Below are 18,405 nucleotides of genomic sequence, written 5' to 3' on the forward strand. Positions count from 1 at the left end.
TTAACAAACAGGGTTCAACTCATTTCAGTTCGATAGCTAGATACTAAGACCTAAAACATAGTAACTAAAAGTGGCTAACTTAAACTTGAAATTTTCGCGATTAAATAAATAAAAAAACTAGCAAGAAAAAGTAAAACGATAATAAGGGCGGAAGTGACTTCAGCAAACAATGCCATAATACTTAAAAACCTCGAAACACCAAAAATAACATACAACTCTAAAACATTAAAAATGGCGACAACAATCATTATTGTCCGTCTGATTAATAACCAGCGTCCTGAAATAAATGATTCAGGTGTCAAGTTATCGAATAAGCCTTTAAACATCAGTGAAGACCTCCGGGTTAATAAAATAAATCAATTGTTAAATTATACCATAGTGAAATTTAGGGTTTAATCAGGATGATTTAACGCTGTCTATCTTTTAGAAAATAATCTGTCCGTTTGATTCGGGACAACACTGCAATAAAACGCTTGCAATCTAATTTTAAACGAGTTATATTTTTGCTATAATTAAATCTATTTTTCAGTTGTTGACATCAATTGAACTCAATATTTTGGCAATATTGAAGGTGGGGGTCGTTATGAAGTGGCTTAAAAATATTTTGGCAGGACTCGTATTGTTGATTGCAACATTGTTATTAACGCAATTTATGAGTGGGAAAGCGACTGAACAATATCTCTACCAAAATACGACGCAGTTAAATGTGGTTTATGACGCCAATCGGTTTGATTATCAAAAATTTATCAAAACCGTAGAAGATTTGAAGAAAAATAATATCACGGTTTCCCAGTATAACTTTACATCTGAAAAAAGTTTGATGATCTATACGAATAATCCCGCGAAGTTTAAGGGCAATCAACGTGGTGAAATGGCGATTAAAACGTATCCCTTCAAAGCAATTAATAATATTGGAATCGGGACGGTTTTTTATATTCGAGGGAATGCCCAAAAAGTAGTGAATGAATTGAGTCAGTTTGGGCAAGTCTCTGCTAGCCCGATGAATCAAGCTAACATTACTAATTTTAGCGTTATGACTCTCGTTGTAGGGTTGTTTTTAATCATCTTATTGGTTATTTTGATTGTCATCTTAATTCAAAACAATAAAAAAATGATTTTAATTCAAAAAACATTGGGTTATGGGGGGCTTGAGTCGCTAAAAGTCTCAATTAACCAGAATAAATGGTTCATCATCAGTTTATTAATGGGTGGCTTTGTAGGGGTTATCGTCGGGCGGGTATCTGGCTTCAATTTACCACTAAAATTCTATGGTCTATTGTGGCTTGCAATCGGATTGTTGACACTATTGGTTGTCATGTTCCAAGCGAGTCTCTTTTTAATCTATTATCACTTTGTCGGTTTTGAACAACAGCAACAAGCTACTAAAAAAGGCTGGTTGCTCATTTTAATGCTCGTTTTTAGTGTCTTCATCGCACTTTCTTTTCAGATGGTCAATCCAATTGTTACGTCGTTAAATAAAGTTCAGACTGAGCGTCGAGGGATGAAGCAGTGGCAAGCAACTAAAAATTTGTATAAAACGAACGTCACGAATCAATTGAACCGAGATAATCAGTCTGAAGAACAGGCGTATATAAAAAAAGCCGAAGCTTATTACCATCAAATTAGTCGAAAAAAGCGCACATTTATTATGAGTGCTCATAATTTTTCAGTGATGGAGATTGATGCAACCACTAAGTTGCCCGTCTATATTGGCCAGCGAACAATGCCGAATGAAACGTTGGTCGATTATATCACCAATCCGTTTGGTAATTCGGTGATGGCGGATACCAATTATTTAAAACGTCAGAAAATTAAAATTAACGATCCACATTTTTATCAGCATCAGTTTGATGGTGATATTGTATACTTGCTGGTTCCTGAAAAGTATCAACGGTACGATCCCAAAATTATTGAAAATTACACGAGTGATGCAAAAGCGGGGATCCAATATCGACGGGTACCACAATTCAAAATTGTTCATACAGCAAATCAACAAGCTTATTTTACGTACAATGTTGACTTGGGTAATCCAGATAGCGGGAATCAAATAGTGGATCCAATAGTAGTTGTCTTCAATCAACATTTAGTAGATCAACAGACTTTTGGTAACTTAATTACAGTGGATGGGGGCCTTTTCTATCAAACACAAGACGGTGCGCATGCTTTTGACAGTTTATTACCAACCATTAAACAGATGGGTCTTAGTAATACGCTGAATGCTTCGATTTCTGTTTATCAAGCTCATAGTCAGTATCTAGCCACGTTAAAAGCGACCTTACTTAATGGCGTATTGAACCTGATTTTGTTAATACTTATTGATAGTTTACTCGTCAAAGAGTTAATCACGTTTTTTATTGAACTAAATCAGAAACGCTTAGTGGTTAAATGGGTATTAGGGTATCCAAAAATAGCTTTATTGGTGGATAGTGCATTTTGGCCAATATTGATTATTTTAGGAATTGCTGTGGGGTATCAAATAATCGCTTTTAACATTGCGAATTTTGCGTTAGCGATATTTTTAATCGTGATCAGCTTGTTGCTTTATGAGTACTTGTTAATGCGTCTATTGAGGAGGAATCAGCCATGGTCGAACTAATTGTCGATAAGATTAGTCAAAAGATTGATGGAAAATCAGTTTTAAATCAAATTTCTTTTGAGGTGCATGCTAATGATTTTGTGGTAATCACGGGTAGGAGTGGGTCTGGGAAGACAACGCTCTTAAACGTCATCAGTGGTTTGACACGGCCTGATTCCGGTCAAGTTTATTTAGATGGTCAGTTAATTGGAAAAAATATGCAAAAGATTTGGCGTAATCAAATCGGGTTTATTTTTCAGAATAATTTACTTTTGGAGAAATTAACGGTTAAGCAAAATATCTTAATGGGTGCTAAATTTAATAAGTCTCTATCAGATCAAGAAATCCGCGACTTATTGGCAAAAGTTGGGATGCCAGACGTTGATATCTCACAGCGTGTCAGTACACTAAGTGGTGGGGAACAGCAACGTGTCGCGCTATTGCGAACGTTAGTCAAAAGGAATGAGCTTATTTTTGCTGACGAGCCAACTGGTAATTTAGACGATGAAAATGCCAGAAAGTTAGTCGAAATCCTTAAAAATTGGAGTTTAGCAGAACAACATGCGGTCGTCATGGTGACACATAACTTAGCGTTTATCACGTATGCGACAAAGCACGTGGCAATATGATAATGAGCGCATAATTCTATAGAAATAGCCCATTCTCGATGTCGTAAAATACATTGGGAATGGGCATTATTTTGTTTAATTAAATGAGCTAAGTACGTTACTAGTTGGTTCTTATCCTTAAAAAAATAAGATTAGTGTAACTATGCTGTTTCAAAACAACTTAAAGTAGCGCTAATTAAGTCGATTCGAAGTCAGTTCAGGGCCATCAATAAAAGAAGGAACCGACGCCCACAGTAAAGAAAACAACAGCAAATAGCAGACTATTTGATAAGGATAACATAATAAAGGGAGAAGTCTGCTTACTACCTTCGACTTTAAGTTTAGTAAAAGTTCGCCAGGTGATTGCTAATTGCCAGATACCTATCAATACGAAAATAATACCAAATATAGCCATAATATGAACATCTCCTTTGTGATTAATATAACATTTATAAAAAGCACTATCAATACTAAAATAATAATATTTATATGGTTCTATAATATATTTTTTATTAAATTTTGTGAAATGTTATACTAGTTTGTAAATCTACTAATATGCTTTACAAACTAGTAGGTTGAACCGGAATTAAGCATCATACAAGAAAAAAATCAGCCTAATCATAGATTAGACTGATTTTTTATTTTATAAATTAATATCTGTTGTAAAATTCAATGGTGACAAACCGGCACTATCCGTAATTAATTTTGCGGTTAGACGTTCCATCTCGTGTTGTGCGAGCGCCGCGGCTTGCGCGGAACCTTTAGTTAGTATGGCTGTTCGTTGGGTTGCGTCGGTGACGTTAGCGACGGCCTGATCGGTTTTAACAATCGTTTGAACCATTAAGCTGTTAATCTGTTTTTGAGTTTGTTCTAAATCTTTGGCGAATTTGGCATAGTGCGCATCGACTAAGATGCCGGCCAATTTGTACGTCCAATAAATGGAGTCGGTTGAATAATCTTTGGTGCCTTTTTGGTAATTGACGGGCACGTCATCGGCACCGGCATAGAATGGTACGTAGACACTTTGTGCGGTGACGCCCATCGCTAACCAGTGCAAACCGCTGACATCAACCGGTAAGTTAGGCCGTATTTGTAAGATATGTGATTCTTGCGTTTTAGCTAAACTGACGGGTCGGAAAGCGTGTTTCTCCTGGGGTGTGCCATGGCCGATTGGATCATAAACAGTGCCTTCGTAATGTGAGCCGAGAATCTTAGCAACATCCTCAACTTGAATGGGTGCATCGGCTTGCCGTAAGAATGGTAGGTTAAAGTCTTGTGGTGTTTGTTCAACAGAAGGCGTCAACAAGTGTTGGCCATACCAAACCCGTGGCGTGTTATAGATTAAATCACTTTGATCTTTTGTACCAAAAATATCGCGGAAGTTAAACGGCGTTCCTGGTTGCCATAAATGATTATTGGCAGCGAAGTCCTGAATGCCTTCGGAACTCATAAAGTGATCTGGTTGGTTGAAATCAACGACTTGAATCGCCAGTTGGTTGGCAACAACTGCGTAACTGTCATCAGGAATCCGTTGCGCTACCCAATGGCGACCGCTACCGATTTCTAAATACCAAACTTCATCGACGTCGGAAAATAAAATGCCGTTACTTTCAGTCGTCCCGTACTGGCTAACAATGTCGCCGAGTCGTTGCACGCCTTCACGCGCGGTTTTGACATACGGTAAGACGACGGTAATCATCGCTTCTTCGGCAATCCCGTTGTCAATGTAAGGGTCAAACCCGAGAATGCGGCTGTTACTATAAGCACTTTCGGTGCCACTCATCGCCACGCCGTATTCGTTAATCCCGTCTTCTTCAAACAAACCAAATTCATCAGTCCATTCGGGCGTTGCCGTATATTTGGCGCTTTCGAGTGGGAGATCAATGGTAAAACCCGTGTCTTTGGAAACAAAGTGGGGCGCTTGTTGAACGGTTTGATGGGGATGAATTGTTAAATGTTTGGGCCAAGCAGCTTGGCTGTCCTCGTTGCGGGCGATCATTGTTGAACCATCCGCAGTGGCTTTTTTGCCGACAAGTACGCTAGTACAGGCCGTTAATTGACGATAAAGAGGGGTGCTCATAATTATTCCTCCAATTAAATTCAAGATTACTGCTAATTATACCGTCTTTTACGCTAAAACACAGTAATAAGCATTGCTCAAATCAATAAAAAACGGCATAATAAAAGGAACACAGTAAAAGGAGGCAGACACATGCCATTAGTACACATTGACCTAGTTGCTGGTCGGAGCCAAGCGCAATTGAAACAATTATGCATCGACGTGACCGAAGCAATCTCTAAGAATACCGGTGCGCCTGCAGAACACGTTCACGTGGTCTTAAATGAAATGCAACCCGATCGTTATTCAGTCGGCGGCGTTTTGAAGAGCGACGAAGCTAAATAAGTAAGTGCGTTGGGTTGCGGGTAGCAACTGAGCATTAACATAAAATTCCCCAGTTATCTTGATTTTAAGATAATTGGGGAATTTTATGTTAAGCGGAGGTTGTTGTAACTCAAAAGCACGTTAGCGACTATCTTTTTTGATTTGAATGGAATTTGATGAGTTCTGACGCGCGTCAACGAAGAATATTCGTCAAGTGAAAGGAGAAATATCGTTGCTTTTATAATCTTTAAAAGTAGATATAATATATCCATTGGTAACGATTTTTAAATTTCTTTTTTACAAAATACTTTTAAAAGAATTATTACTTTTTGTTGGGCAAAATTCTGTAATATCATATGCAGCAATGTCATTTTGATAAAATGGATCATCTTTTATAGCTGTTTGTGCATCCTCTAGAGAATCAAATTTAGCAAGAATAATACCACCGTTTCGTGGGTTTTTCCGACCTGAACAGATGAAGTTTCCTAATTTGTAGTATTTTTCTAAGTAATTGTTGTGAGCAGGTAAAGCGGTATTAACTTCATCTAAAGATTTTTGATATGTTAAATTAAATATGAACATTTCAATCCTTCTTTCTTTTTATGACTACGGTCAGTGAACTGAGTCATAATCAATATAGTATGTTAAACTGTTCTTGTCAATAAATAATTAGGAGGACCAAATGAAACGCCAAGAAAAAGCAAAAGTAACACAAAAGAGAATTTTTAATACGGCCGTTCAATTATTTAATAAAAATGGTTATAGTCATACCACGATTAGTGATATCTGCAAAATTACTGGAGTCGCAAAAGGAACATTTTATATATACTACGATTCCAAGGAAAGCATTGTTAAAGAAAGTTATTATCAAAATTTGAATTTTTACATGGAAAGTAAATTTGAAAAATTAAATAATGAAGATATGACTGTTAAACAACAATTAAGTTATTTTTTAATTTTGGAACTACAATTCGCTGAAAAGATGGGACTTGAAATCACTACTTTAGCGTATACATTTAATTTGAAAGAAAGTATGGAGAAAAATAATGCTCATTTTTCAAAGCGTGTATTTTCAAATGAGCTACACAAGTTAATTGAACTTGCCGAACATAAACAGTCTACTCAACTGATTTTTGATGCATTAGAGAGTTTGGTTAGGGGGATAATGGCAACTTGGTGTTTCTCAGAGGGGAATTTTGATATGTTAATTCAAGGATCAATCATGATTGAAGATATGCTTGATTATTATATACAATAGAACAGATGAACTTTAGAAGCTTGATAAGAATAATATAAATTAAGGCGACCTTTTTTTGTAAATTAAATCAAGTAGGATGCTTGACGTTACATCGTTATATGGCGGCTTTTTATTTGGAAACAAAAAACTCTAATCAATAAGATTAACAGCCACCACCCCGCGCAAGCATTTAATTTTTTTAGCTATACTTTATCTGAAAATTGCTATAACTAATGAAACATATATTTCTTTAAAGCCTTGATATATATAACTTTTTGATGTTTATTGAAAACTATTAAATACTAATAATTAGCATGCTGGGACGGATAAAAAGAAATTAATACACGATGATGCCAATCGGACATGGTGTCTGAAGCCTTGCATAAGTTGAAAGAACTTGACGATTGGAAAAATCAGCGTTATCTAGATTGCTCAAGTTAGGCTGAGTATTGTGAGAAGTTCTTAATGGCTGAATATGATACAAGAATTCTACGTTTAAGAAATAAGTAGTAATCTGCTATATTTGATGATTAGTCAATAAAACCGTGAGGCCAAATAATGGTTTGACGGTTTTGTTTAATTTGTTCGCAAAAACGTTTACAATGTGCTACGATGACGTTGGATAATGTAATCATATCATTAGTAAAGGTGGGATTATGATGAAAACACGTGTTGTACCAGCAATTAGTGAGGTCAATCTCTTACCAAATTTGTTTATCGCGATTAATTATCAAAATGGCATCACTAAGTATGTCCGGAGTACATTTAATCAAAATGAAGTGACTAGTTTACGACAGGGAATCCACAATGGGTTTGGTGCTACTCAACTGACACCGGGGTATTACTGGATTGGCAGTGAGATTAAGATTAATGAGGATAACACTTTTACGGTTAACGGCGAACAGTATGATGGCAATCACCTGTATCGCGAAGGGGTAAATCATTATTAATAGGGCACATATTTCTAATGAAGTCCTTAAAATTCATTAATTAGCGACTAAACCTAAAAGACAGGGTATCCCGAATTAAAGGGATACCCTGTCTTTTAGGTATGAATATATTAAATACTCTCAGGATCAATTTGTTTGGTTTGATATTCGTAAAGCATAATACCAATCACACCAATTAAAGTGCCTAGTAAGATTGACAGAATTCGTGAACGAATGAGGACTAGCCCGGATTCTGGTTTAAGTAATTTAAATAGAATGAGGGCAATTGGTGTTGTAAAGAAATTTCCCAATAAATAACTTTTCGGCATTGTAAAGCAGATTAAGCCCATTAAAATAACGGCCAGAACCGATAGAATCAAAACGGAGTCGATGGTTAAATAGATGGCTAGGGAGGCTGTGCAACCGATAATCGCCGCCAATACATAGTGTTGTTGTCGTTGTTTCGCCGTTGCCACATTTTCTGATTGGAGAACAGTGATTGCCGCGACTAACACCCAATAATAATTGGGTAAGTGTAAATTATAGCCACAATAGTAGGCGATGAAGGCAAACGAAGCATAGTTTAACGCTTTAATTGTGACTTGGCGATTGTGCGCGAACCAGCGAATGTTGGTTGGATTAATCGGATATTTTTCATAGCGGTGATTTTCAAATAGAATTAACAGTGCTGAGATCAATGTGCCGATTAACGCGAAAACGACTAACATGAACCGTTGTTTGAATGGTAATGCTGATAAACTGGTCAACATGCCATTAATCATCAGTAGAAAAAAGCCACCGGGTCCGACATAATGGTTGATGGCCATTAGGTATTGGACGGTAAACGCTAAAACGCCAATCCAAACGAGACCCACCCAAGGGATTGCGGCAAGGATGATGCTGATTAAAAATGAAGTCAGCGCCAGTAGATCGATTAAAATAATTTGGTCGATGGTTTTTTCTTGATTGGCGGGAACGTAATTCATGAGTAGTAAAGCGCCAAAACAAGCCATGACAGACAACCAATTATTGTGAAATAGTTGACCTAATATCAGTGGAATGGCCATTGAAAGCATTCCCAAAAAAGTGTGAACAGAACGACGTGAACAATTAAACATAGATAGACTCCTAAAAAATCAAATTTTAACAGCCTAACATAAAAATAGGGGGTAGGTCAAGGGCTTTTAAGAATGGTGGTGAATAGAATGTTTCAAAAGTAGTTTAAAGATAATCAGATTTCTATTTAATCATCCCAGCCAACTAGAGTGACTTTACCAACCATTCGCCCGGATTCAACATCGGTATGGGCCTTACGCATTGTTTCAGCATTGATAGGTGAGTATGTTTCAGTTGCAATGGGTGCTAACTTTTGTTGATTGTACAGTTGACTAATATGGTCTAAAATCGTATGTTGACTAATCATATCAGTCGTTTGGTAGTAAGATTTACTGTACATCCATTCCCAACTGAAGGTGGCTCGTTTTTTAGTAAGCTGTTGTAAATCAATCAATCGATGATTTTCGGTAGTCGCAGTGATTTGGCCATCAGGTTTAATGAGTGTGGCAATTTCATGCCAATGAGCATCAAGATTGTTTAGATTTAGAATGTAATCAACCTCTTTAAAACCTAATGATTGAACTTGAGAGACTAGATCCTGATGATGATTGACATTGAAATCTGCACCTAATTTTTGAACCCAGTCGATTGAGGTTGGTTTTGAAGCTGTTGCAATCACGGTTAATCCTGCTAGTTTTGCTAATTGAACAGCAATTGAACCAACACCACCGGCACCATTGATAATTAAAATTGTTTTGTGACGATTATTAGCAATGGACCAACTAATCTGTAATTTTTCAAAAAGTGATTCATAAGCTGTTAAACCAACCAGTGGCACTGCAGCAGCCTGCTTATCTGTTAGTTGACTGGGCGCGTGGCCCACCAAGCGTTCATTAACAACTTGAAATTGTGCATCACTACCAGAACGCTTAAAATCACCGGCATACCAAATACGGTCACCTGTTTGAAAGAGCGTACTTTGACTGCCAACAGCTATCACAAGTCCAACGGCATCCCAACCGATTACTTTGGGATGTACCAAGCGATTATGACGGCCATTTTGACGAACAAAAGTATCAACTGGATTAACTGAAACACCAGTCACCTTAATGAGTAAATCATGCGCTTGAGGTTCAGGAATTGTCAGTAGTAGATCTTCGAAACTGTCCCGATTGTTAATTGGTAAATGTTGATAGAAACCAACTGCTTTCATTTTTGTAGTCATTTTGATGCCTCCTAATATAATCTTATCTTAACTGTTTTTAGCACATTGTTAAGACGTGAATTTAAAGACACTAGGTGCAATTTAATGCACCTATAATCAGATTAGAGATGGTGGTATGATGATAATAATTAACTGGTTCTAGACAACGGAGGTTTATATGACGAAACTATATGATTGTGATTTAGGCTGTCCTGTTCAAAATACCTTACAATTCATCGCTGGAAAGTGGAAAAGTGTGATTTTATACCATATTTTCCAAAATAACGTGCTCCGTTTTTCTGAACTTCAATCTAAATTGCCATATGTGTCAAAGCGAATGTTGGCGAGACAGTTGGCTGAATTAGAACAGGATGGGATTATTAACAAACGCATCTACCCCGTGGTTCCGGTTAAGACTGAGTATCGTATGACACCGTTTGGTCAAACATTATTGCCAGTAATTACGGCAATGGAACGGTGGGGCAATGATTATACAAAGCAAGTGAACGCAAATAAAGACTCAATCTGAAATTAAGGTTGAGTCTTTATTTGGCTAATTATCAGAACTCTGATTATTCTTTTGGTTGGTTATTTTGTATGGTTAAGTGGTTCAAAATATTAATCAGGAGTTGAGCGTGATGCAACAGATTATTCAAACCGATTTTAGTGGGGTTGATGGGCTTCAAATTGAGACAATTGCTGAAAGCCACTTGACGCCGTTATCCGTCAAAGTTAACACCAAATACATCCCAGTTTTGCCGTACGATTGGCTGACTGAATATGGTCTGTTAAAGACGATTCGACCGGTTAAGTTGCCGATGGTGATTGGCTACGGATTCGGCGGAATCGTCGAATCAACTGGCTTGTTACGCGATCATCAGTTAGTGGGTAAAGCAGTAATTGGGGTCCAACCGACGGGCTCGGCGCAAACCGTGATTAATGCGCAACTGCCACCCTTACTTTTTGAGGTTCCGCCAAAAGTGGCCTTAAAAGATGCAGTGACTTTAATTGGTGGGGCGGACGCCGCCTTGCACGCAGTTAATTCGATTAAGGCTAATTCAACTGATGTCGTACTAGTGACCGGTGCATCGGGTGGTGTCGGGACGTATCTGATTCAACTGTTAAAATTAGCGGGTGCGACGGTGATTGCGTTGGCCAATCCAGATAATCGTGTCTTTGTTCAATCGCTAGGGGCGGATGTTGTCTTGAATTACCAAGCGGATTTAGCGGCCCAATTGACCCGAACAGTCGTGCCTAATAAAGTCATTGATGCGGTTGGACGCCCAGAATTACTCCAAACGATTACGACCGTTTATGAGCAGCTAACGATTTTTTCGTTATCCTTGACCAACTTTAATCCGCCGAAACCGAACCAAAGCTTTAAGTTTAGTCATGGTTCAATCGGGATTAGTGGGTATCACCAATTGTTGGCTTTATTAGCGACTGGTCAGATTCAGGCGCAGATTCAAACTGTTTATCCGTTTGAAGACGTCAAAAAAGCCCATTTAGCTGCTAAAAATGGGCATGCACGTGGACGAATGCTATTAGCGTTCTAAATCGCGATAAGGGATTGTTTTAAAAATCGTGCTCAGGGTTTGACTCTGGTTCAGCGCGCGTTGTGCTTCAGGAGACTGTTGATTGGCTGTATAGAGTTGTGCCAATAGGAAAAAGAGGTCGACTAGCATGTAATGTGAATGATGATTCGTAATCCATTCGACACCTTGGTCAATCGTGGTAATCGCTTTTGAATCAGCATGTGCTTGATGTAAGCGCAAAGCGAACAAGTAATAGAGACTGTTTAGATTTTCATCATATTGTGTGACTGGTTGCTGTTCAATCGCGGTGAGCGCCAATTTAAAATGGGTCCAACCACTTTCGATTGTCGCCACTGGTTGCGTCGGTTTGGTTTCAAGAAAAGCGATGCTGGCTAGAATTAAAATTTCAGTGGGGGTCATCAATGTTTTTTGCGTTGGATGGGTATATTGATAAGCCAGATGTAAATCGCGCAAACTATCTTGCGTTGCATGTAAGGCCTGTTCGGTCGCGACAGCCCGATAATAATAATAGATTTGTAAATCTTGATCAGTGAATAATTGGTTAACTAAACCATCTGTTGCTAAATAGGTCAGCATCCCCGCATAGTCGTGTTGATCGCACAGGGCTTTAATCGTGACGTTGAAACTCGCTAGTGCATTGACTTCGGGATAGTGACTTAGCATGATCCGATCCATAGAAATATGGAGTTTGGTACAAATTTTGGCGAGTAGGACTGCATTTGGGATGTAACGTCCTTTTTCAAGGCTACTAATCATCGATTGCGCACAAATACCGCTCGCTAATTGTTGTTGCGACAGAAGTTGCTGTTTGCGTTCAGTTGTAATTCGCTGACCGAGTAATTCCGCCATTGTCTGTTCCGATTCAGTTACCATCTGTATCACGCCTCATCTCAATTTTAATCTAACGGTACCATGTTAATGTCAAAAATGAAAGTAGGTGACTATGATGCCTGTTTTAATCATTATCTTAGGGTTGATGCTGTTTTTTAAAACGAGTCTCCAACAAATGAGTATTCTGGTATTAGGGGGTCTTGCGGGGCTCTGGTTGATTAGAGGTTTGTTAATCATACTAGTGATTCTAATCGTTAGCTTCGTGCTGAAAAAGAAATTCGACATGTGATAGAGACTCACACGCCGAATTGATTATTTTTAAAATATCAGATAAAGAGCGTGTACAGACCAACAATCGCCAAGATGACCCCAATCGAAATCCCCGAATATAATGCGATTGGCATGAATGGTGAGATGTTTTTGTCGGCAGATACTTTTAATTCTTTGAAAGCCCTATAAGTGGCATAAATTTCAAAGAGTCCGACAGCGAGCATAAAAATACTAATAAAGTTGTTCATGATAAATTCCTCCAGTTCAAACATTTTAATAAAGCGCTCCCATGGCGCTGTCTTTAATATAGAGCCACTGTTAGTGATTGTCAACTTTAAATATCCATAATCGCAAATAAATAAAACACTCCTTATTAATTAAATAAGGAGTGTTTTATAGTGTTTGTGTTTAAGCTAAATTAAAATACTGAATCAAGTAATTCGCAACGCCATCTTGTGCGTTGGTCAATGGTGTCACATCGTTGGCGATCGCTTTGACCGGCGCAATCGCATTATGCATGGCAATCCCTAAGCCAGCATAGTCAAGCATTTCTAAATCGTTACTTTCGTCACCGAAGGCCAAAATATCATGTTGATCAATCTGATAATAATCAGCGAGATGGGCAAGGCCCTTGGCTTTTTGGATACCATGGTGGACAATCTCTAAAACACTGGCGGGACCACCCCAAGTGTTGACGTCGACTTGCGGAAATTGGTCTAAGATCATTTGGCGTAAGGCGGCTTGATCACTGCGTTCGACAAAGACCGTGATCGCAGTTGGGTCTTGTTGCAATGAATCACGCGTTAATAATTCATCACGTTTCAGCGTGGCGGGGAAGAATGAAAAGGTATTTGGATAAGCTTGATCAGCCAGAAACATGGTTTTACCTTCAGCGGCGACCATTTGAATTTTGAATTGGTCTTTGAGTTGTAAGAGTGCAAACACGATGTCTTTATTGACGGTGTATTGATATTCGTCGGCCCATTTTTGACCGGGAATGTGAGCGAGCGCCCCGTTAAAGTTGATCATCGGTGAGGTGAGACCTAATTGTTGATAGAAGTTTTGGCTTAACCGGTTGGGCCGGCCAGTGACGATACTGACAATGTGACCAGCAGATTGAAGTTCGGTTAAGGTTTGTGTTGTTTTAGGACTTAATTGTGCGTCCTGATTTAATGTGGTGCCATCTAGGTCCAGTGCGATTAATTTGCGTTGCATATGGCCCTCCTTAAAAAATGTCTATAGCTTATTATTCTAGGGTTTAATTGAACATCTGTCAATCAAACTAAGTTGTATCTACGGGCGCTAACCAGTATAATAAAGCTCATAGAGTGATTGTAGGAGGCAGAATTAATGGCTAATGAACCAATCGATAATGCACAGACGGATACCGCCGTTGAAGAACTGAAAGACCGGATTTTAACGGCGCTCGAAACCGTGATTGATCCGGAACTGGGAATTGATATTGTTAATTTAGGCTTAATTTACGGGTTGAACTTAGATGAGAACGGCCTTTGTACCATTGATATGACGTTAACGACGATGGGTTGTCCTTTAACCGACGTTTTAACGGATTCGATCCATAAGGCTTTGGCAGATGTCCCCGAAGTGAAAGAAGTCAGTGTTAATCTTGTTTGGTATCCAGCTTGGGATACCAGCAAAATGTCACGGTATGCCCGAATTGCGTTAGGCATTCGTTAATCGACTTAAGTAAACCTGCTCTTTTTGGAGGAGGTTTTTTCTAATTGAGGTCAGTTTAATCAGGATAGGAACAACTTATGCAAAATTTAACCTATGAACAACAACTGCAACAAAGCCAAGTTTGGTTTCAAACGGTGCCAGCGATTCAAAACCAGATTGACGCGATTCAAGTCAGTTTACGACATTTAAAACAGCGTCAACTACCGCTGCATAATTTGCCGGTCCTCGGGATTGATGAAGCGTTATATTTAGAGCTACTATTGCAAGCGACACAGGGGGTTTGGCCAACGGTGACTGAAGACCAGTTATTGGTTCGAATTCGCCAAACAGATCATTTGTTACGTAATTTTCGGCAATACATTCAAAATCAATTTGGAATGTGGGCCTATGTGACACAAGATTTAACCCAAACGATGGTCCAACAGTTACCGAATTGGCGGTTTCTAGAGATTATGGCCGGTAATGGCTATATTAGCGCGGGATTGCGCGCTGCTGGCGCTGAAGTGGTCTGTACGGATAGTTTAGCGTGGACGGCTGAAAACGATACAGGCCGTCAATTGGTGACCACCGTTGAGGCCTTAGATGCGCAACAAGCGATTGCGCAATACGGTTCGTCAGTCGATGCGGTTTTGATGTCATGGTCGCCGAATGGGGTGCCAATTGATAATGTGATCTTAGAACAACTCCGGCAAATGCCAGTACGACCGGTTTTGCTATGTCTAGGGGAACGTTTTGGGGCCACGAATAGTACCGAATTTTGGCAGAATGCTCAGTACCATAATGATCGACGAATTTCACAGATTAATCGGTATCTACGGCCGTTTGATTTAATGCGCGACCGGTTTTATTGGATTAATTAGGATAGAGGAGGAATCGATTTGCGTTATAAAAAAATCGCACTCGATATATTATTAGTAGTGGTCACCTTGTTAGGCTTGTTAGTCATCAGTCAACGGGCGAAGGCCAACTACAGTCAGCGGTTAAACCACAATAGTTTATCGCAAAAAGCGGTGATTTTTAAACCGAAAACGAATCAAACAATTCAAACAACGTTACAAGCAATTGAGAAGGCTAAATTAACCAATTTCCAAATTCAATTTAACGTTAACCAACGTTTTTCATATATTTATGCGCAAGGCAAGGTGTCATCGGTGCCGATTAAAGACGGCCGTTTCTTCTCGAGTTATGATTTTAAATCGAGTGTACCAGTCGTCGTGGTCGGCCAATCGCGGGCGGCCGATTTATACCAACCGACGAGCCAAGCTTACTATCAATATCACAAACAGTATCTATCAGTCATCGGCGTTGTCGGGACGAATCAGGCGACCTCGCTTGATCAACACGTTTTCGTTTCAGCGTCACCTAAATACGTGATTAATGATCGGCCGCTCAGTGCGGTCACGGTCTTAGTCGATGATCAAGAGATTGGCACTCATCTTAAAACGTACCAGAAGATTTTCAAGACAACTAAGATCAGTTATTTAACGCCGAAGAGTACGCCGCTATTAGGTTTAAATTGGTTGAAGAGTAATAGTCCGGTTATTCTAGGATTGTTGGGCTTAGTCTTAGTATTGTTGATCATCACACATCTCTTCGCCAAAATCGTCAATGGTTATCAAACGCAAAAGGGCTTAGATCAAGCCTTGTACCGGCGCTATCGAAGTGGCCAAACCCAATTATTTGCCGCACATTTATTGGTTAGCACGCTGGTTGGTTTTTCGATTGGCGCTTGGTTCTTTTATTTGACCCAGCAAACCGTTATTTTCGGAGGACTGATGGTGATTGATTTAATCGCAATCGGTTATTTCTATAGTCGGATGCGGCGTTTGACCAGTCAATAACTTAAAAAGCCAATACTTAATTCTCAATCGAGAATTAAGTATTGGCTTTTTTGATGGTTTATAACGTTAAATGGCGTTCATTTAGATAGTGGCGTAATTCGGGTGATACGATTAGTGGGGCTTGTTTGAGTTCGGTCAGGTTGTGTACCCCGAGCATGGCCATAATCGCTTGAATTTGGGCTTGCCATGCTAAAAGCTTTTCAGCTGTCACCGTGGGGCCATCTTTTAGAATCATGTGTAAGAATTGACCGGAAACCCCGACGGCCGTCGCACCGAGGCGTAACGCTTTAATCACGTCTAACGGATTACGAATACCGCCAGAAGCGAGAATCGTCAGGTCGTTTTGAAAGCCTTGCGATTCAAAGAGTGATTCAACGGTTGATTGGCCCCAGCCTTCGAGATAGTCGTAGGCTTTATCGTGACGGCGTTCATTTTCAATCGTGACGAAGTTGGTGCCGCCACGGCCGGAAATATCAATCGCTTGGACCCCGATGGATTGGAGTTGCGCCATCGTTTCAGCGCTCATCCCAAAGCCGACTTCTTTGACGATGACGGGGACCGTCAGTTGGTCGACAATCTCAGCAATTTGATCGAGCCAGTAGAATTGGCGATCACCTTCGGGCATGACGATTTCTTGGGTCGTATTGACGTGGATTTCTAACGCATTGGCGTTGGTCATCGCGACGGCTTGTTGGGCCACGGCTAAATCATTGCCAGCACCAATATTACCGAGGACAAAACCTTCCGGATTGTACTCACGAATAATGGTAAACGTATCGACTAGACTGGGATCTTTAACCGCAACGGATTGCGAACCAGTCGCCATCGGTAAACCAGTAATCTGGGCAACTTGGGCGAGCTGGGCGTTAATTTTCTTAGTTTGTTGGCTGCCACCGGTCATCCCGTTGATGTAGAAGGGGCTGTCCCAGTGATTGGGACCAAACTGCGTACTAATATCGACGTCGGCAATCGCAATTTCTGGTAAGCTTTGGTGAATAAAACGCAAACCGTCGAAATCATTTTGACGCATTTCTTCATGAAATTTTTCAGCCAAAAAGACGTGTTCATCTTTCCGGTGTGATTGGATGGATTGTTTAGGTCTAACCATTGTTTAAACTCCTAGTCAACGAGATGAACGGCGAGGTTCAATCGTTCAATTTGATTGTCGTGCCATTTTTGGAAAAGGGGCGCGGTCTCGATGGCGCGATCGATAATCACAATCCCGCAATCACCGCCACCAGCGCCAGATGTTTTCGCTGCGCCACCGATTTCTTCGGCGAGTTTCCCCATTTTTTGAAGAATCCGAGTTTCAATGGCCACGTGGCTGAAATTAGCTAACTGTTGTAACAAAACCCGGTTATGGCGTAATTCAGTTTGGATTTTCGTTAAATCTTGTTGGCGGAAACCAGTAATCATTTCGTCTAAACAAGCTTTACTATCGTTTAAGAAGGTTTGATAGGCGGCTTGTTTTTCAATTTTAGCCAAGGCAATTTTATCGACTAAATGCGAGGTTGAAGCCGGCGAACCTGTCCAACCAATCAGGAGCGATAATTCTGCCGGTGGCGTTAATAATTCGATTGAAAGTGCTGGCCAAGGCATTTTTAACAACTCTTTTAACGTCGTGGTTGATCGAACTTGAGCCAACCATTGTTTATCGAAAGATCGGTAAGCGACCCAACCGCCATAGACGCTAGCGGCAATATCGCCTAAAGAACCATTGCCCTGAACGTCTAAATGGGCGATGGAAGCGAGCTTATAGAGTTCGTCGTTGCTTAATTGTAAATCATAGAACGCGCAGAGCGCTTTAACAGTGGCGACGGTGACGGCAGCCGAACTGCCTAAACCGTATTTTTTACCGTCTTCGGAATCTAAATCGCTGTTGACCCGTAAGTGGTAGACACTCAGTGTTTTACCAACTTGGCGCGCATATTGTTCCGTTAATTTAATCGCTGACAAAATGTAATGGAAGGGATTATCCCGATTATCAAAAACCATTTCGTCGCCTTGTCGTTGCCAAAATAAAGAATTTTCTTGGTATTGTTTCGAAACAATACTGCCATATTCATGACTCTCTTCAATTGAAACTGTTACAAATTGATTGAGCGCCACAATAATAGCCGGAAAACCTGTTTCTACTACCGCGTATTCGCCGGCAATGTAGAGTTTTCCGGGTGCTTTAGCCGTTATCAAACCATCAGAACCTTTCACATATCATCT

21 protein-coding genes are annotated in these 18,405 nt (G+C 39.8%); 11 read left to right on the forward strand and 10 right to left on the reverse strand.

The window, feature by feature from the left end; genetic code table 11:
- Window positions 1–74 precede the first annotated feature (74 nt).
- Window positions 75–326 carry a hypothetical protein gene (locus tag LFUMFP_RS05275; protein ID WP_106483204.1) on the reverse strand — a complete coding sequence of 84 codons (252 nt, stop codon included), beginning with the start codon at window positions 324–326 and terminating at the stop codon, window positions 75–77.
- A gap of 257 nt (window positions 327–583) precedes the next feature.
- On the opposite strand from LFUMFP_RS05275, the gene LFUMFP_RS05280 reads away from it, so the two are divergent.
- The gene (locus LFUMFP_RS05280; RefSeq protein WP_025083305.1) at window positions 584–2,596 is read left to right on the forward strand and encodes a bacteriocin-associated integral membrane family protein; all 2,013 of its coding nucleotides are present in this window, start codon (window positions 584–586) and stop codon (window positions 2,594–2,596) included.
- Complete coding sequence (locus LFUMFP_RS05285; protein WP_025083306.1) at window positions 2,584–3,204, forward strand: ABC transporter ATP-binding protein; 621 nt, start codon at window positions 2,584–2,586, stop codon at window positions 3,202–3,204. The genes LFUMFP_RS05280 and LFUMFP_RS05285 overlap by 13 nt, the downstream gene beginning before the upstream one ends.
- Before the next feature lie 622 nt (window positions 3,205–3,826).
- Here the strand turns inward: LFUMFP_RS05285 and LFUMFP_RS05295 are convergent.
- On the reverse strand, window positions 3,827–5,263 hold the full coding sequence (locus LFUMFP_RS05295) for a C69 family dipeptidase (protein ID WP_106483206.1): 1,437 nt from the start codon (window positions 5,261–5,263) through the stop codon (window positions 3,827–3,829).
- A gap of 132 nt (window positions 5,264–5,395) precedes the next feature.
- On the opposite strand from LFUMFP_RS05295, the gene LFUMFP_RS05300 reads away from it, so the two are divergent.
- Window positions 5,396–5,587, forward strand: coding sequence for a 2-hydroxymuconate tautomerase (locus tag LFUMFP_RS05300; protein ID WP_025084036.1), 192 nt, complete (start codon window positions 5,396–5,398; stop codon window positions 5,585–5,587).
- A 276-nt stretch (window positions 5,588–5,863) separates the two neighbouring features.
- Here the strand turns inward: LFUMFP_RS05300 and LFUMFP_RS05305 are convergent, their stop codons facing one another.
- Window positions 5,864–6,148: a YciI family protein gene (locus LFUMFP_RS05305; RefSeq protein WP_106483207.1), complete on the reverse strand. Its 285-nt coding sequence runs from the start codon at window positions 6,146–6,148 to the stop codon at window positions 5,864–5,866.
- A gap of 100 nt (window positions 6,149–6,248) precedes the next feature.
- On the opposite strand from LFUMFP_RS05305, the gene LFUMFP_RS05310 reads away from it, so the two are divergent.
- The gene (locus LFUMFP_RS05310; protein ID WP_025084013.1) at window positions 6,249–6,824 is read left to right on the forward strand and encodes a TetR/AcrR family transcriptional regulator; all 576 of its coding nucleotides are present in this window, start codon (window positions 6,249–6,251) and stop codon (window positions 6,822–6,824) included.
- Between the two features lie 638 nt (window positions 6,825–7,462).
- The gene (locus LFUMFP_RS05315) at window positions 7,463–7,753 is read left to right on the forward strand and encodes a hypothetical protein (protein ID WP_025084012.1); all 291 of its coding nucleotides are present in this window, start codon (window positions 7,463–7,465) and stop codon (window positions 7,751–7,753) included.
- Window positions 7,754–7,863: 110 nt separating this feature from the next.
- Here LFUMFP_RS05315 and LFUMFP_RS05320 read toward each other — a convergent pair whose 3' ends face one another.
- Window positions 7,864–8,850 (reverse strand): FUSC family protein, encoded by a 987-nt coding sequence (locus LFUMFP_RS05320; protein WP_025084011.1) that lies wholly within the window; start codon window positions 8,848–8,850, stop codon window positions 7,864–7,866.
- Between the two features lie 125 nt (window positions 8,851–8,975).
- Entirely contained in the window at window positions 8,976–10,001 is a 1,026-nt protein-coding gene (locus LFUMFP_RS05325; RefSeq protein WP_106483594.1) for a zinc-binding alcohol dehydrogenase family protein, read from the reverse strand.
- Between the two features lie 169 nt (window positions 10,002–10,170).
- Between LFUMFP_RS05325 and LFUMFP_RS05330 the strand changes: the two genes are divergently transcribed.
- Entirely contained in the window at window positions 10,171–10,521 is a 351-nt protein-coding gene (locus LFUMFP_RS05330; protein WP_106483208.1) for a winged helix-turn-helix transcriptional regulator, read from the forward strand.
- Window positions 10,522–10,630: 109 nt separating this feature from the next.
- Window positions 10,631–11,548 carry a zinc-binding dehydrogenase gene (locus LFUMFP_RS05335; protein WP_106483209.1) on the forward strand — a complete coding sequence of 306 codons (918 nt, stop codon included), beginning with the start codon at window positions 10,631–10,633 and terminating at the stop codon, window positions 11,546–11,548.
- Here the strand turns inward: LFUMFP_RS05335 and LFUMFP_RS05340 are convergent.
- On the reverse strand, window positions 11,537–12,421 hold the full coding sequence (locus LFUMFP_RS05340) for a helix-turn-helix domain-containing protein (protein ID WP_106483210.1): 885 nt from the start codon (window positions 12,419–12,421) through the stop codon (window positions 11,537–11,539). The genes LFUMFP_RS05335 and LFUMFP_RS05340 overlap by 12 nt on opposite strands.
- 73 nt (window positions 12,422–12,494) lie before the next feature.
- Here LFUMFP_RS05340 and LFUMFP_RS09820 point away from each other — a divergent pair, with 73 nt between their 5' ends.
- Window positions 12,495–12,668, forward strand: a complete 174-nt coding sequence (locus tag LFUMFP_RS09820; RefSeq protein WP_158697726.1) for a hypothetical protein — start codon at window positions 12,495–12,497, stop codon at window positions 12,666–12,668.
- A 37-nt stretch (window positions 12,669–12,705) separates the two neighbouring features.
- Here LFUMFP_RS09820 and LFUMFP_RS05345 read toward each other — a convergent pair whose 3' ends face one another.
- Together LFUMFP_RS05345 and LFUMFP_RS05350 are read right to left on the reverse strand one after the other, a co-directional pair.
- The gene (locus tag LFUMFP_RS05345) at window positions 12,706–12,897 is read right to left on the reverse strand and encodes a hypothetical protein (protein ID WP_106483211.1); all 192 of its coding nucleotides are present in this window, start codon (window positions 12,895–12,897) and stop codon (window positions 12,706–12,708) included.
- Between the two features lie 160 nt (window positions 12,898–13,057).
- Window positions 13,058–13,864, reverse strand: a complete 807-nt coding sequence (locus tag LFUMFP_RS05350; protein ID WP_025082549.1) for a Cof-type HAD-IIB family hydrolase — start codon at window positions 13,862–13,864, stop codon at window positions 13,058–13,060.
- 135 nt (window positions 13,865–13,999) lie between these two features.
- On the opposite strand from LFUMFP_RS05350, the gene LFUMFP_RS05355 reads away from it, so the two are divergent.
- From LFUMFP_RS05355 to LFUMFP_RS05365, 3 genes are all read left to right on the forward strand, one after another.
- Window positions 14,000–14,347, forward strand: coding sequence for a metal-sulfur cluster assembly factor (locus LFUMFP_RS05355; protein WP_025082550.1), 348 nt, complete (start codon window positions 14,000–14,002; stop codon window positions 14,345–14,347).
- Window positions 14,348–14,424: 77 nt separating this feature from the next.
- A complete protein-coding gene (locus tag LFUMFP_RS05360) occupies window positions 14,425–15,207 on the forward strand; it encodes a class I SAM-dependent methyltransferase (RefSeq protein ID WP_106483212.1) in 783 nt (260 codons plus the stop codon).
- 18 nt (window positions 15,208–15,225) lie between these two features.
- The gene (locus LFUMFP_RS05365) at window positions 15,226–16,188 is read left to right on the forward strand and encodes an ABC transporter permease (protein WP_025082552.1); all 963 of its coding nucleotides are present in this window, start codon (window positions 15,226–15,228) and stop codon (window positions 16,186–16,188) included.
- Between the two features lie 58 nt (window positions 16,189–16,246).
- On the opposite strand, the gene fni is transcribed toward LFUMFP_RS05365, so the two are convergent.
- Both fni and LFUMFP_RS05375 read right to left on the reverse strand, forming a co-directional pair.
- Window positions 16,247–17,296, reverse strand: a complete 1,050-nt coding sequence (fni, locus tag LFUMFP_RS05370; protein WP_025082553.1) for a type 2 isopentenyl-diphosphate Delta-isomerase — start codon at window positions 17,294–17,296, stop codon at window positions 16,247–16,249.
- An 11-nt stretch (window positions 17,297–17,307) separates the two neighbouring features.
- Entirely contained in the window at window positions 17,308–18,378 is a 1,071-nt protein-coding gene (locus tag LFUMFP_RS05375) for a phosphomevalonate kinase (protein ID WP_025082554.1), read from the reverse strand.
- Between the last annotated feature and the right edge of the window lie 27 nt (window positions 18,379–18,405).

It is taken from the genome of Latilactobacillus fuchuensis (assembly GCF_900258455.1).
Lineage (GTDB): Bacteria > Bacillota > Bacilli > Lactobacillales > Lactobacillaceae > Latilactobacillus > Latilactobacillus fuchuensis.